Below are 14203 nucleotides of genomic sequence, written 5' to 3' on the forward strand. Positions count from 1 at the left end.
AGAAATGACCAAAAATTTAGTAGAAGAATTACGCTGGCGAGGAATGATACATGATATGATGCCGGGTACTGAAGAACAACTACAAAAGGAGATGACAACGGCGTATATTGGTTTTGACCCTACCTCAGATTCTTTACACATTGGTAGCCTGGTGCCTATTATTTTGTTGGTACATATTCAAAAAGCAGGTCATAAGCCCATTGCATTAATAGGAGGCGCTACGGGTATGATAGGTGATCCTTCTGGAAAGTCAGATGAACGAAACCTTCTGAATGAAGAAACCTTAGCAAAGAATGTTAATGGTATTAAAAACACCTTAGCACGTTTTTTAGATTTTGATGACAGTGCTGAAAATGGACCTATATTGGTCAATAATTATGATTGGATGAAGGGCTTCACGTTTATTGAATTCGCACGAGATGTAGGTAAACGTATTACAGTGAACTATATGATGGCGAAGGATTCGGTTAAAAAACGTATTTCTGGAGAAGGAAGTTTAGGTATGAGTTTTACTGAGTTTACTTATCAGTTGATTCAAGGGTATGATTTTTATTATCTACACAAACATTATAACTGTGCCTTGCAAATGGGTGGCTCTGATCAATGGGGAAATATCACCACTGGTACTGAATTGGTTCGAAGAATGAATGCCCCAGAAGAAGCAAAAGCATTTGCCATGACCTGCCCGTTAATTACAAAAGCAGATGGTTCAAAGTTTGGAAAATCAGAAGGCGGAAATATTTGGCTAGATGCTGATAAAACATCTACCTATAAATTCTATCAGTTTTGGTTAAATACCACTGATGAAGATGCTGAAAAGTATATCAAAATATTTACTTTTCTAGATAAAGAAACTATTGATGCTTTAATTATAGAACATAAAAAAGCACCACATGTTCGTTTATTGCAACGAAACTTAGCAGAAGAGGTAACAGCATTTGTGCATAGTAAAGAGGAGTTGGATAAAGCAATTGCAGCATCAAATATTTTATTTGGCAAATCAACAGCAGAAGATTTACAAGGTTTGGATACACAAACATTTTTAGAAGTGTTTGATGGTGTATCACAAGCTTCAGTATCTAAATCAGAGATAGAAAATGGACTGGATATGATTGGAGCTTTAGCAGCAAAAACCGGCTTTCTAAACTCAAATGGAGAAGCACGTAGAGCATTAAAAGAGAATAGTATCTCAGTGAATAAAGAAAAGATAAAAGAAGATTATCTAATTACTAAAAAAGATTTAATTGCTGATACCTATGTTTTGTTGCAAAGAGGCAAGAAAAGTTATTTTTTGTTAAGGGCGGAATGAGTTCGCTTATCGCTTCGTCTAAGATTTTGTTTTTGGAAATTCCACAGGAATTTTCCGTTAGTGAATCAACTGATTAAAAGTAATAATTTTTATTAATTTGAGAAGTAACAACGGATTATAGCCACCTAAGTTTATATCTATTATATTTCGGTAATTAGCTTATCAAAAATATCAAAATGGTGTTTTTCTGTATTCATTTCAATTTTTAGCATATCATTCCCGTGATAGATTTTATGGATTTCACTAGATAGAAACAGGTCTTTTAGTGATTCAATTAGTTTGAAAATCAGCTGCGGTTTTGAGTCCTTTGTTTTGAGAATATAGTCCTTTGTGAAATCCAATTCCATAATTGATTTATTCAGAATTTTTTTTAAAGAATCCATTTTAGTTTTTCTCCTTATTGTAAATTCCGAATTATGCGTACCTTTTCTTTCAGTTTCCCATTCTGCCATAACAATTAAGTTCTGATGTTTTGATGAAAGCAATAAGTTACCTGATGACAGGGTTGATTTTTTATATTTTAAATTCCAATTTTTCGGATTTGAAATTTCCCCAAAAATAAGATATGATGAGGCATTATAACTCCCTTTAACCCGTCCTTTTTTACTGGCAATATAACTTTCAAAAGTAGAGCAAAACTCCTCATTTAATTTATAAAATGGTGAGGACAATTCATCTGGAGCTGCGTTCGGTTTTATTTTCATGGTGTTTAATAGGCTAACTATTAGTTCTAATAATCAACATTATGTTACATAGTAGAGCTTTTCAAAATTAAACACAAAGTTTAGACATCATTCCATTTTAATAAAGAATGCAGACCTATAAGCGAAGCTATACTAAAATAAATTAGAAATCAAACTAAATTACTAAGGAATCCGCTTCGTAATCATTCGTATCTGCCCCATATGATTGGCTTGGTGTTCCATAACATGATACCATGCCCAATGATTATTCATACCTCCAATTCTTTTAGCAAACCATTGATCATCTTTAGTTTTTAAGAGTCGTTTGGTTTCAGCTCGAACGTCATCCCAGATTTTTAAATAGTAATCAATAGGCTTGCCTACTATCTGTGTTCGGGCTTTTGAGCCCAAGTTTAATGCCAAAGTCCATTTACTTTCTTTGTTATTAAACCCTCTGTTCTCAAAGGTATATAACTGATAATATTTTTCAGTAGCTGCCAAATGCAATATTAAAGCGCCAATTCTGTTGGCATCATCATCTAATAAAAAGTCAGTATCTTTTTGATCTAAACTACTAACAATACCAGTCACCCTATTTTTTAAATCATCTAGCATGGCTATGGTAGCACCAATCTGTGGACTATACCCTTTTATTGGATTAATCTCATTTTGAGCATTTAAGACTATCACAGCAAGAAAAAAGCACAGAAAAAAAGTAAACTTATATGTTTTCATTATTTAAGTTTTTTTAAAAATACATCAAAACAAGGCATTAGTAAAAACTTTAACAAAGCTTTAAACTTCTTTAATAGAATAGTTTATTTTTATCGTAACTATTGATGTAATGATGCTAAATTGGATTGATGTATTACGTAATTTAAAGGAAAAGAAAAAAGTAGTAGCTTTAATTACAGTTATAAAATGTTTAGGTTCTACACCTTGTAATTTAGGGTCAAGAATGATTGTTACCGCGGATAAAGAAACTTATGGAACGATAGGAGGAGGAAAGCTTGAGTTTTTAGCAATAGAAGAAGCTATAAACGCTATAAATAAAAATAGAATAATTGAAGTCTCTTATACTTTAGGACCTGAGTTTGAACAATGCTGTGGAGGTAAAGTAGAACTATTAATAGAACCTATGAATCAATTACCTGAACTTTTTTTGTTTGGTGCTGGACATATAGGTGTTGAAATTGCTCAACTTCTTGTTGACACCCCTTTTCAAGTTCACCTTATAGATTCTCGTGAACAATGGTTTGACACAATTGAGTTAGACAGAAGTATAACCAAACATGAAGTAAAAATTACAGATTTTAAGACCTTTAAAGATTCGGTACATTGGGGCTCGAATTGTTATGTACTGGTGTTAACACATGATCATACTATTGATTTTGATGTAATTGCGATGGCACTTAAAGAAAAAACTAAATATATTGGCTTAATTGGAAGTAAAACAAAACGCGTACGATTTCATAATATGCTAATCAATGACTTAGGCATAAAAGAGGGTCTAGATAATGTTATTTGTCCTATAGGATTGCCTTTAGGAGGTAACACTCCAAAAGAAATTGCTATAAGTGTTGCGGCCCAATTATTACAAATGTATTATAATGATTAAGTGAAAATAGTTTCGCTTAGCGCATAATAAATAGCCATTAAAGCTGAAAAAATAGCACTTACTAAAAAGCGCCATTTTAGATGTAGTCTATTTTGAATGATGTAATTAGCTGCAAACGAAATCAAAATATTTGCTAAGAACGACCAAAATGCAATTATTAAAAGATTCCAATTTATGGAGTCTATTTGACCAGAAAATAATTTGATGAATAACAAATGTCTAGCGATCCATAATGGATTAAAATATGCAATAGCTAATCCTGTTCTAGCTAAGGTTGCTTTTAAACCGTTTAAGGACTTTGTTTTTTTAACAATCCAATCAAAATAGTTGGGTATTTCAAAAGCATAAATTGTAGCCCCTACTAAGATCATACCTAATAATCTAAACCATAAAAATTCCCCAAGAATAAGTGCAGCAATAGTATCACCAGTGCTATAAATTAGTGCACCTTTAATAATATTTTGTTTGGTATAATGAAGTTTGATAAGCACTATTTTTCGTACAAACTCAACAGTACTTTTTCAGGAGTCATAGGTGCATGAAACTTTAAATCGTAATTTGGATTGAAGGCTTTTATCGCATTTTGAAGAGCAAAATAAGCACCAATTCCATACATTAACGGCGGCTCACCTACAGCTTTAGATTTTAATATGGCATGTTCATGGCCTTTGGTCTCCACAGGAATCACTTCCACTTCTTTTGGTACTGAAAATATATCAGGAATTTTATATGTAGACAGTGCATTAGATAGTAGTTTACCTTCATCACTATAAGCAATTTCTTCCATGGTCATCCAACCAATACCTTGAATCAAAGCACCTTCAACCTGACCTAAATCTATTCCTTCATTCATACTCTTGCCATAATCATGAACTATCTTTACCGAATCAAATTCGTAGGTGCCACGCATACAATCTATTGTTGTAGTGATAATTGCTGTGCCATATACATGATAGGCAAATGGGTGGCCTTTTTCCTTTGTTTTATTAAAGCGGATTTCTGGTGTCGCATAATGTGCATTTTCGGTTAAAGCCACACGTTTCAACATGGTTTTGCTGATGAGTTCGGTCCAAGATAAATCCGATTTTTTTTCGTTAACAAAAACATATTCATCTTTTAACTCAATGTAATCTTCAGAAACATTTAAGTCTTCCGAAGCTACTTTTTTTAGACGATCTAATAATGCTTTACAAGCTTTTAAAGTCGCCTTCCCGTTTAAGTCTGCTGTAGAGCTTGCGGCAGAAGGAGATGTATTGGCAACTCTGGTTGTATTTGTGGTTTCAATTTTAATTTTTTCAATTGGTATTGAAAACACATCAGCTGCAATTTGCATCATTTTAGTATTAACACCTTGTCCCATTTCTACTGCGGCGGTACTGATACCGATACTTCCATCTAAATAGATATGGACCAAAGCACGAGCATGATTCATTGGTGTATTGGTAAAGGAAATACCAAAACAAATTGGCATCACTGCCATTCCCTTTTTAAATGCAGAATTTGAGGCATTAAAATCTTCAACATCTTTTTCTATTTTGGAAATATCAAAGATAGAAGTTGCCGATTGCCAGGTGTTTTTGGCTTCCACCTTTTTAGCAATCTGGCCATAGGAAAAAACATCATCATTATCTAACAAATTAGCCTCCTGTATTTGTCTTGCTGAAACTCCAATTTCATAGGCAGCTCTTGCAATAGCGGATTCAATGACAAACATGCCTTGTGGTCCACCAAAACCTCGAAAAGCCGTATTAGGGGGTAAATTTGTTTTGCAGCTCGCTACGGTAACATTAACATTAGGCACATAGTAGCTATTTGTTGCATGAAATAACGTTCGCTCAGCAACAGCAGGCGATAAGTCGGCAGCCGCACCTGCATTTTGAAGAAACTCAGCTTCGTAAGCCTGTATTTTTAAGTCTTTAGATAAACCGATTTTATAGCTGCTTTCATAAGGATGGCGTTTCCCTGTCATACGTAAATCGTCATGGCGATTCAGTATTAATTTTACGGATTGATTCAAGTGATATGTTGCTAAGGCAACCATTACAGCCCAAGGAGTCGCTTGGTCTTCTTTGCCTCCAAAACCACCACCAAGACGTGTGACATCAACCTCAATTTTGTGCATAGAGATACCTAAAACCTGTGCTGTTGTTTTTTGTACGGCTGTAGGACCTTGAGTAGAAGAGGTGATCTTTATATTGCCATTTTCGAGAGGCTCTGCGTACGCACCTTGTGCTTCTATGTATAGATGCTCTTGTCCGTTTGAAAAAGTCTCTCCTTCAAAAATATAATCACAATCTTTAAATGCTTTTTTGGCGTCGCCTAAATTAAAAGAACGTGGTTTATTTATCAAACTACCTTGTGCTTTGGCTTGTTTACCTGTTGTTATTAACGGTAGCTCTTCAATTTCAATGGATATTAATCCTCGAGCTTTTCGGGCAATAAATTCGGATTCGGCAACAATCAAAGCTATTGGCATTCCCCAAAAATGGACTTCGTTTTCAGCAAATAGAGGTTCATCAGGAATAATACCCCCGATCTGGTTTTTTCCTGGAATATCCTTGTATGTGAAAATACGTTCAACACCCTCCAAAGCTTCTGCTTTAGAATAATTAACAGATTTGATTTTTCCATGTGCTTTTGGTGAATCAAACACGACTGCATGAAATGTGCCTTGTTTCACGTTAATATCATCAACATATAAAGATTCACCACGAACATGGGTAAATGAATCCATGTTTTTAATACTTTGTTTTAAAGACATTGATACTGTATCTAATTTAGAATCTAACGAATTATAGGATTGGTTTTTATGCATGCTGAACAAAGTCATTTAATGTGAATTGCTTTGGAAATAACTCCGTAAAATGAGCAAAAAATAGCTGTTGTCCTAAAAGACGTTTGTAGTCACTTGTACCCCGAACATCACTTATTGGTGAAATTTCATTTTGAAGTATTTCATTAGCTTCAAGAATATTTTCTGAAGTCAATAATTTTCCAGTTAAAAATTTTGAGGTTTTATGCAAATACTTTGGAATAGCCGCAACACCACCAATGGAAACATGGGCTTCAGAAACCATATTATTTTCTACAGAGATATAAATAGCAGAATTAACGCTTGCAATATCTAAATGCGTCCGTTTGCATACCTTTTCAAAATTGAAACCTTTAGTTGGAAGCTTAAAACTGATAGTTTTAATTAGTTCACCTTCCTTTAAATCATAAGTTTTATACCCTTTATAAAAACTCTTAAGAGGGAGTTGACGTTCTTGTTTATCCTCATTAATAATAGTTATATTACTATTCAATGCTAAAAAGAAAATGGTCATATCACCAATTGGCGAAGCATTCACTAAATTTCCACCAAAAGATGCCATATTCCTAATTTGCTCTGAAGAAACCAGCTTTAAGTGCTTTTTTAGATTGGGAAAATAGCTGTTGATTTCAGAATGATTCCATAAATCGGATACTGTAGCGTTTGCTCCTATGGTGCAAATTCCATTTTCAATTGAGATACCTTTTAAATCATCTTTTTCGGCAATAAGGTGTACGGAATTCTCCATTAAATTATCAGCTTGTTGCACATATAAATCGGTTCCGCCAGAGATATATTTTCCTTTTGGTTGATTTCTATCTTTAATCGCTAATTCTTTTAAACGTTGAGGAATTGAGGAGAAATACTCAGGAATAAATCCGTTTTCAATTAACCATTTAAAATTAGCTGTGGGTTTTTGATCTTGTAGATTTTCAACTACCTGATGTACTGCTTTTTCAATTGATTTATAGCCAGTGCATCTGCATATATTTCCACTAATAGCGTCTAGTGCATTATTGTAGTTTTTTTCTGAACTTGATAATGCAAAACCAGTAAGGGCAACCACAAAACCAGGAGTGCAAAACCCACATTGGGTAGCATAATTAGCTTTCATAGCTTCTTGGACAGCTGTCAATTCATTTTGAAAGTTTGTACCTTCAACCGTGACAATATGTTTACCATGTGCATTACCCAGTGGTGAAATACAAGAGGTGATGCTTTGATAAGTAATCAAACCATTTTCTAAAGTGCCAACCAGAACTGTACAAGCGCCACAATCACCTTCGCGGCAACCTATTTTGGTTCCTGTTAGACGTTGTTTATAACGTACAAAATCTAAAAGTGTCATTCCAGAATGTTCGGACGTTCTTATAGTCTTGTTATTAAGAATAAAGGTGATCATTTATTGATTTTCTTTAAAATAGAGCTCAACTTGGTTTTTTCTTTTTTCTTTTTCTGTGTCAGGTAACCAACTAGCCTTAAAACTATTCTTAACTAACTCTGTAATTTGCCTTTTTGTTAAGTCAAGTGCGTAAGCCAAGCCAAGATAATTTTCGTTCATATACCCGCCAAAATAAGCTGGATCGTCTGAATTTACAGTAACAAGTAAGCCCTTATCCATCATTTTTACAATAGGATGATTTTTGAGATCATCAACCACTTTTAATTCCAGATTAGAAAGAGGACATAGGGTTAGCGGCATTTTTGATTTTGCTAAGCGCTTAATAAGACGATCATCTTCCATAGATCTATTACCATGATCAATTCTAACAACATTCAATAGATCTAAAGCTTCCCAAATGTACTCAGCAGGACCCTCTTCTCCGGCGTGTGCTACTAACTTATAACCTTGCTCTTTAGCTTTAGCAAAAACACGTTCAAATTTAGAAGGAGGATTGCCAACCTCAGAAGAATCAAGACCCACTCCAGAAATCCATTTCTTATATTGCAATGACTCTTCAAGAGTTTTAAAAGCGGATTCTTCACTTAAATGCCTTAAAAAAGACATAATAAGATTGTAACTTATATTTAATTTTTCTTTTCCATCTTCTAAAGCTTTATGAATTCCAGTAATAACAGTATCAAAAGAAATACCTCGGTCTGTATGTGTTTGTGGATCGAAAAAAATCTCTACATGCACAACATGCTGTTCATGAACTTTAGTTAAATATGCCCAAGTAAGATCATAAAAATCTTGTTCAGTAATTAAGACGTTGGCTCCCTCATAATATATATCTAAAAACTCTTGAAGATTATTAAAATTATAGGCTTTCTTTAATTCTTCAACGCTGTTGTATTTTATTTTTTTATTGTTTCGTTTTGCAATTTCAACCATTAATTCGGGCTCAAAAGTGCCTTCAATATGTAAATGAAGTTCCGTTTTTGGAATACCTTCAATGAACTTTTTAATGTTTGAATCTCTTTTCATAGTTACCACTGATTTTATGGGAAAAAACCTTTAAAAGTAGTGATTTTAGACAAGAAAAGACATATTAAAAACAAACCAGACGGTATTTTTGATTAATTTATAACCTTTTATGAAATACCTTAAAACCTGGAATTATCTAGGGATTCTTCAGAAGTTATGTTGTACATAATAAAAATACCAGGTAGTTTTTTTCAATAAAAACAGGAAATTTTACGTTTTAACTGTTTTAAAAGCACAAAGTGCTTAAAAAAACTAGCCATGACACAAGCCATCAAACGAAAGCTAACAAGACAAAAACTAATAGATAAAGGATACGAGCTCATCAATATGTATGGATACCACGCCGTAAGTATTGATTTGATCATTAAAGAAGTGGGACTTACCAAAGGTGCTTTTTACTATCACTTTAAAAATAAACATCATTTTATATCAGCTATAATTAGAGAACGCGCTGAGCGTGAAATTCATAGTGAGTTTATAGAACCAATTAACAAAAGAGGAAACCCTATTTTCATTTTAAGTGATTTACTACAAGATAAACTCATTAATGATAATTCATTAGATCAAAATCTAGGGAGCCCTTTAACAAATCTTATTGTAACTTTAAGCTACGAACACAGCGAATATAAATTGCAGGCGCAGTTACGAGATATACTTGATCAGTGGAAAATAGCTATTATCAATTTACTTTACAGAGGTATTGAAGATGGATATATTGCAAGGCATACTAACACAGAGTCAGCAGCAGAATTTATAATCAATTCCTTAGAAGGTGTTCGTACTTTAAAACGAACCACTAATAATAAAGCCTTATTCTTTAATTATCTGGAGCAATTCAGGAATTATCTAGATACATTAAGATCAACAAAAGAGGAACAGGAAATAAAGCGCTATTATTTGGATGATTCAGCTGTAGCCTAAGACTATTTTACCGGATTTACTTCTTTAGGTTGAATACTGTCAAAAACAATGCGTTTTTTTAATATAACGGCATCCGTATTTATAAAAGGCTTTGGCATCATGTTATCAGGCCTTTTGTTAATTTTAAAATCAGGATGACTCATGAGATCATAAGAATATTCTAACACATTAAAATTGACAGGTATATCTTTTTTAACAGCATAACTAATGTTTAAAGAATCCTGATCAGTTACATAGCATCTAAACAAAGAATTATTTATACGCACGCTATCTAATTTTAACTCATTCCCATTACATAAAAAAGCCTCAAAAGCAATATTTTTATCAGCATAGAACCTTAATAGGTTCACCCCACGTTGAGGTTTAAGGGTAAAACTAACTTGTTTTAAATTGTCAACAATGGTATCAGCATGGACTGTTATTTTAAAAGGATTTAAATCTTTTAAAGGAGCTTCTGATGCATAGCTGTAGCCAGTATTATATTTACTTCCAGCTGCACTTTCAATATATGATGAAGCTTTTTGTGGGGTTTCACCCAAATATCCTTTTGTCCAGTCATCTAAAATAGCATCATAGGTCAACCAATACGCTTTTTGATCGTCTACATTTTGATAGTATACTAGACTGTTTGGCTTTTTATGATCTATCGTAAAACTACTATTAGTATGTGCATTGAAAAATAAAATCACAGCAGCTATAAAACCTGTATATGCTAGTATTTGCTTACGCTTGTAAAATGCGAAAACAGGTAATAGTAATCCGAACAATAAAACAGTAAATACTGCACTAAGAACTAACATTTTTAAACCTAAGCCTACGGGAAAAAACTGGATCAATGGTGAAAAAATAAAAATGGCAGGTACGGCTAATAAAAGCATCAAAAACATGTTAGGTTTTTCTTGACGAATAAGTACCCAAAGTGCTAATAATCCAAAGAAAACCGGAATAATAAAGTAGGCTCCCCCCTTTAAATAAATGGCTAAAAGAAGATTAATAACAAGCCAGAAAAATAAGGGAGCAACCAGATAATTTACTTTTTTATCAAGGTTAAACCGGCTATAACAGACAAAAGAAATGGCTAAACTTAGAACCACAAAGAATGCAATATATGTATGCCCATTATAGGTGAAACCATGTTGAATTTCGTTATAATGAGGATATAAGTTTAGAATCAATTTCCAGCCAAAGTAACCAGCTAATCCGCTTAGAATTAGGGCTAATAAAAAAGGAATAAACCCTTTACCAATATCAATAAATGAAAGTGCTTTTTCTTTAATTCCATATGCAATCAGCAGAATAAAAATTACAATTGCCAAAATTACCATCGGTAACACCCAAGAAAAAGGATAACTTATCATTTTTACGAAAGGAAAATTCACATACACATGATCTGCTTCTGCTTTAAGATTTGATAGATTTGCATCAGCAAAATAACTCAATAAAGGCATCAAATATGAGCCTTGATGTTGCAGTGTATTTCTATCAAGATTTTCAAAACTGTCTTGGGCAGTATGGTAATCAAAATGATCATCGATAAATGCAAAAAAGAAACTATCTATATCTCCTTCTTCTCTTAAAATAGTGGAGTCGGTATCATTAGGGAGCATTTTATAAATGCTGTACATTAGTGATGAAGCTACTGGGTATTGAGGATTGGCTTTGATGAAATTTTTTATCAGATTGGCATTTCCGCCATTGGTTTCTACAATCATATTACTGGGGCCTCCACTACCTCGAGCTTCAAAATTCAAAGCGATACCTACATTTTTAGCCCAAGGATGTTCTCGCACAAATAACTTTGCGCCATCTAAACCAACCTCTTCAGCATCAGTAAATAAGATAATAATATCATTTTTTGGTTGAGCCTCACTAGCTAAATAAGCTCTTAATGCTTCTAAAATAGTCACAACACCACTTCCTGCATCACTAGCCCCATATGAAGGAACAAGAGCACTGTCATAATGTGACATGAGCAGTAAAGATTTACCCTCTCTTGAACCATCAATTTTAGCAATGATGTTCTTAGGTTTGTCAATAACGGGTGTGTTTCCCCAAGAATTGCTTACCATATATCCTTCTTGAACTTCAGGACTAAGCCCTAATTTTTTAAGTTCATCAACAATAAAATTTCTAACATCAGTATGCGCTTTACTTGTGATATAATGTGGCTCTTTTGTAATTTCTTTTAGCGGAACAAGTGCCCGTTCTGTTGAAAATTCAGTTTTTGGTGTATCAATAGAAGTGCCTTTTTTAGGCATTAGCGAATAGAAACTATAGTATACAAGTGCTGAAATACATAGCAAAGAAATAATAGATCTCATAGTTAGTTGATAGATGTTCTAAATGTACGATATATTAAGAAATTCTATTTTTTACAGGTGGGTGGTATAAAAATTGATGCTTAGAGTCAAAACTATCTAATGAAAACTTTATTAAGCCTCGTATTCTTACTCTTATTTTCCTCATGTATTCCGTTGAGCATTGCTCCAAATATTAAAGAAGATAAGTTGATGATAGCAAAACGGTTTAAAAGAAAATTACCCAAGCAATATGCTTTAATTTTTAAGGATCCTAAGAACGCAAATGAATTTTATGATTACATCAAAGCAAAGTTTAGTGTAGGTCAAGGAAGCGCTCAATTTAATGTTCCTTTTAATCTAAAGAATCAGGATTATTACTTTTCTTTCTTTGAAGTAGAGAGGTCAACTAAAACTATAAATTTTGTACTACTTATTGCAGATGCAGCATTAGAAAATAATAATGTTGATCCTCTGTTTAATGATGCCTATACATCTAGGGTTGGTCATTGGTATGTAGCGATGATTTTAGAAGATAAAGAAGGAAATGATTGTTTAAACCTTAGCCATCCTTTAAGAGAAGAGCTAGTATCTTATTTGAGACAATTCAGAATAGAATATCTAAATACGCATAATTACTTAGACATTGAATTACAAAAGCCTTAAAGCACCATTAAATTGCACCCTCTTATATCTGCTGTATCAAACCTTCCTAAAATTTCAAAACTTCCATTTTCATATACTTTTCCTAGGTCTTGTGTGGCAATAAATGAACAAGAGTTATAATTGGCGAGATCAATAACATTAATACCTCCAGTTTTTTCATTAGTTAGAGAGGTTAAAGAATCTTCAGGGTCTCTTATAAGTATTTTCATCCATGGTGGGCATTCAAAAATGCCATTTCCTTTGGAATATGCTTGACTTAGCAATTCTGTCATTCCATATTCAGAATGAATTTCAGACACTCCAAAACCTATCCTTAACAAAGTGTGTAATTCCTGTCTAATGAGCTCTTTTCTTCGTCCTTTCATGCCGCCTGTCTCCATGATAATAGTATTTTTTAGGTTGAATTGATATTTATCAACCAAATCAAGCAAAGCAAAAGAAACTCCAATAAGCAATATTTTTTGCCCTTTTTGATCTAAAATAGCTAATTTTTTAGCCAATACATCCAGATCATCTAGATAAAAACCACTTTCTGAATTATTAGTCTTCTTAATAAGATCATCAACCATATAAATAAGGGAAGAACCCTCTCTTTCCAGATAATTAGGCAGTAGTGCTAAGATTACATAATCTTCTATGCCACTATAAAAGAATTCAAAACCCCGTGTGTAGCTTTTTTCATATATACTTAGATCTGTTATATAATGCTTACCTGTTGTATTTCCAGTTGTTCCTGAGCTAGAAAAAACAGTTTTAATGGTATCTTTTGATGATAGTATTTCATGCGATTTAAAAAACTGGATAGGTAAAAAAGGGATTTGAGAAACATGCTTTACATCACTCGGATGCACATAAAGTAAATCGCAAAAGGAGCGATACACGGCATTATTTTCAAATTGATGCTTAAAAATACTCAATGTCAAATTTTGAAATAGAGTATCATTATGTAAGGAGAAAACCTGATTTTTAAAAACATCCATACTGACAAAAATAGGATTATTTAACGCAACCTTCATGAAGCTTTGCATCTAAAAGAAACAATAAACAAGCAGATAATGAAGCAAATTTTTGTAAGTTTAATACTCATTTTTTCTTTGATTTCATGTAGCCTTGACGATGATTCATCCAATTTTGCGATAGAAACGCTAACTATTAAATCTGCCGTTGTACCTGATTCATTTGATTTTGGATCAAGTGATACGATTACAATTACATATGATTTACCTAGCGGGTGCCATGCATTTTATAATTTATTTTATGAACATGATGGTACTGCAAGAAATGTGGCAGTAAATTCAATTTATGATGCTAATGCAGCATGTACAGATGTAGTGATAGAACGCGAATACACATTTACAGTTAATGTAGTGCAGCGTGAAGACTATACATTTAGATTTTGGAAAGGCACAGATAATAATGGAGAAAATATATTTGAGGAAATTATAGTTCCAGTGAATGAGTAGATAAAC

Annotated in this window: 13 protein-coding genes; 5 read left to right on the forward strand and 8 right to left on the reverse strand. The window is 33.2% G+C overall.

What is annotated here, in order from left to right; genetic code table 11:
* Nucleotides 1–4: 4 nt before the first annotated feature.
* Nucleotides 5–1309 (forward strand): tyrosine--tRNA ligase, encoded by a 1305-nt coding sequence (tyrS, locus tag AC1EU5_RS01120; RefSeq protein ID WP_480190500.1) that lies wholly within the window; start codon nucleotides 5–7, stop codon nucleotides 1307–1309.
* A gap of 140 nt (nucleotides 1310–1449) precedes the next feature.
* On the opposite strand, the gene AC1EU5_RS01125 is transcribed toward tyrS, so the two are convergent.
* Nucleotides 1450–2013: a hypothetical protein gene (locus AC1EU5_RS01125; protein ID WP_480190501.1), complete on the reverse strand. Its 564-nt coding sequence runs from the start codon at nucleotides 2011–2013 to the stop codon at nucleotides 1450–1452.
* A gap of 162 nt (nucleotides 2014–2175) precedes the next feature.
* Nucleotides 2176–2727 carry a mycothiol transferase gene (locus AC1EU5_RS01130; RefSeq protein ID WP_480190502.1) on the reverse strand — a complete coding sequence of 184 codons (552 nt, stop codon included), beginning with the start codon at nucleotides 2725–2727 and terminating at the stop codon, nucleotides 2176–2178.
* 109 nt (nucleotides 2728–2836) lie between these two features.
* Between AC1EU5_RS01130 and xdhC the strand changes: the two genes are divergently transcribed.
* Nucleotides 2837–3610 carry a xanthine dehydrogenase accessory protein XdhC gene (gene xdhC, locus AC1EU5_RS01135; protein ID WP_480190503.1) on the forward strand — a complete coding sequence of 258 codons (774 nt, stop codon included), beginning with the start codon at nucleotides 2837–2839 and terminating at the stop codon, nucleotides 3608–3610.
* Here the strand turns inward: xdhC and AC1EU5_RS01140 are convergent.
* The 4 genes from AC1EU5_RS01140 to AC1EU5_RS01155 are packed head-to-tail and all read right to left on the reverse strand — an operon-like array spanning nucleotide 3607 to nucleotide 8850.
* Nucleotides 3607–4101: a hypothetical protein gene (locus tag AC1EU5_RS01140; protein WP_480190504.1), complete on the reverse strand. Its 495-nt coding sequence runs from the start codon at nucleotides 4099–4101 to the stop codon at nucleotides 3607–3609. The two genes, xdhC and AC1EU5_RS01140, sit on opposite strands and share 4 nt — an antisense overlap.
* On the reverse strand, nucleotides 4101–6425 hold the full coding sequence (locus AC1EU5_RS01145) for a xanthine dehydrogenase molybdopterin binding subunit (protein WP_480190505.1): 2325 nt from the start codon (nucleotides 6423–6425) through the stop codon (nucleotides 4101–4103). Before AC1EU5_RS01145 ends, AC1EU5_RS01140 begins: the two co-directional genes overlap by 1 nt.
* Nucleotides 6418–7824: an FAD binding domain-containing protein gene (locus AC1EU5_RS01150; RefSeq protein ID WP_480190506.1), complete on the reverse strand. Its 1407-nt coding sequence runs from the start codon at nucleotides 7822–7824 to the stop codon at nucleotides 6418–6420. The genes AC1EU5_RS01145 and AC1EU5_RS01150 overlap by 8 nt, the downstream gene beginning before the upstream one ends.
* Nucleotides 7825–8850, reverse strand: a complete 1026-nt coding sequence (locus AC1EU5_RS01155; RefSeq protein WP_480190507.1) for an adenosine deaminase — start codon at nucleotides 8848–8850, stop codon at nucleotides 7825–7827.
* 258 nt (nucleotides 8851–9108) lie between these two features.
* Here AC1EU5_RS01155 and AC1EU5_RS01160 point away from each other — a divergent pair, with 258 nt between their 5' ends.
* A complete protein-coding gene (locus AC1EU5_RS01160) occupies nucleotides 9109–9771 on the forward strand; it encodes a TetR/AcrR family transcriptional regulator (protein ID WP_480190508.1) in 663 nt (220 codons plus the stop codon).
* A 2-nt stretch (nucleotides 9772–9773) separates the two neighbouring features.
* Here the strand turns inward: AC1EU5_RS01160 and AC1EU5_RS01165 are convergent, their stop codons facing one another.
* The gene (locus AC1EU5_RS01165; protein ID WP_480190509.1) at nucleotides 9774–12092 is read right to left on the reverse strand and encodes a M20/M25/M40 family metallo-hydrolase; all 2319 of its coding nucleotides are present in this window, start codon (nucleotides 12090–12092) and stop codon (nucleotides 9774–9776) included.
* Between the two features lie 99 nt (nucleotides 12093–12191).
* Here AC1EU5_RS01165 and AC1EU5_RS01170 point away from each other — a divergent pair, with 99 nt between their 5' ends.
* A complete protein-coding gene (locus AC1EU5_RS01170) occupies nucleotides 12192–12734 on the forward strand; it encodes a hypothetical protein (RefSeq protein ID WP_480190510.1) in 543 nt (180 codons plus the stop codon).
* Here the strand turns inward: AC1EU5_RS01170 and AC1EU5_RS01175 are convergent.
* Complete coding sequence (locus AC1EU5_RS01175; RefSeq protein WP_480190511.1) at nucleotides 12731–13750, reverse strand: LuxE/PaaK family acyltransferase; 1020 nt, start codon at nucleotides 13748–13750, stop codon at nucleotides 12731–12733. The genes AC1EU5_RS01170 and AC1EU5_RS01175 overlap by 4 nt on opposite strands.
* 39 nt (nucleotides 13751–13789) lie before the next feature.
* Here AC1EU5_RS01175 and AC1EU5_RS01180 point away from each other — a divergent pair, with 39 nt between their 5' ends.
* Nucleotides 13790–14197: a hypothetical protein gene (locus AC1EU5_RS01180; protein WP_480190512.1), complete on the forward strand. Its 408-nt coding sequence runs from the start codon at nucleotides 13790–13792 to the stop codon at nucleotides 14195–14197.
* The last annotated feature ends 6 nt before the right edge of the window (nucleotides 14198–14203 follow it).

The sequence above is a fragment of the Maritimimonas sp. 2405UD52-3 genome, assembly GCF_056591715.1.

Coding starts and splice junctions, on each gene's coding strand:
- AC1EU5_RS01130 (WP_480190502.1), bottom strand. CDS start 2,727: ATGAAAACATATAAGTTTACTTTTTTTCTGTGCTTTTTTCTTGCTGTG.
- AC1EU5_RS01155 (WP_480190507.1), bottom strand. CDS start 8,850: ATGAAAAGAGATTCAAACATTAAAAAGTTCATTGAAGGTATTCCAAAA.
- AC1EU5_RS01125 (WP_480190501.1), bottom strand. CDS start 2,013: ATGAAAATAAAACCGAACGCAGCTCCAGATGAATTGTCCTCACCATTT.
- AC1EU5_RS01160 (WP_480190508.1), top strand. CDS start 9,109: ATGACACAAGCCATCAAACGAAAGCTAACAAGACAAAAACTAATAGAT.
- xdhC (WP_480190503.1), top strand. CDS start 2,837: ATGATGCTAAATTGGATTGATGTATTACGTAATTTAAAGGAAAAGAAA.
- AC1EU5_RS01145 (WP_480190505.1), bottom strand. CDS start 6,425: ATGCATAAAAACCAATCCTATAATTCGTTAGATTCTAAATTAGATACA.
- AC1EU5_RS01165 (WP_480190509.1), bottom strand. CDS start 12,092: ATGAGATCTATTATTTCTTTGCTATGTATTTCAGCACTTGTATACTAT.
- AC1EU5_RS01175 (WP_480190511.1), bottom strand. CDS start 13,750: ATGAAGGTTGCGTTAAATAATCCTATTTTTGTCAGTATGGATGTTTTT.
- tyrS (WP_480190500.1), top strand. CDS start 5: ATGACCAAAAATTTAGTAGAAGAATTACGCTGGCGAGGAATGATACAT.
- AC1EU5_RS01180 (WP_480190512.1), top strand. CDS start 13,790: ATGAAGCAAATTTTTGTAAGTTTAATACTCATTTTTTCTTTGATTTCA.
- AC1EU5_RS01170 (WP_480190510.1), top strand. CDS start 12,192: ATGAAAACTTTATTAAGCCTCGTATTCTTACTCTTATTTTCCTCATGT.
- AC1EU5_RS01150 (WP_480190506.1), bottom strand. CDS start 7,824: ATGATCACCTTTATTCTTAATAACAAGACTATAAGAACGTCCGAACAT.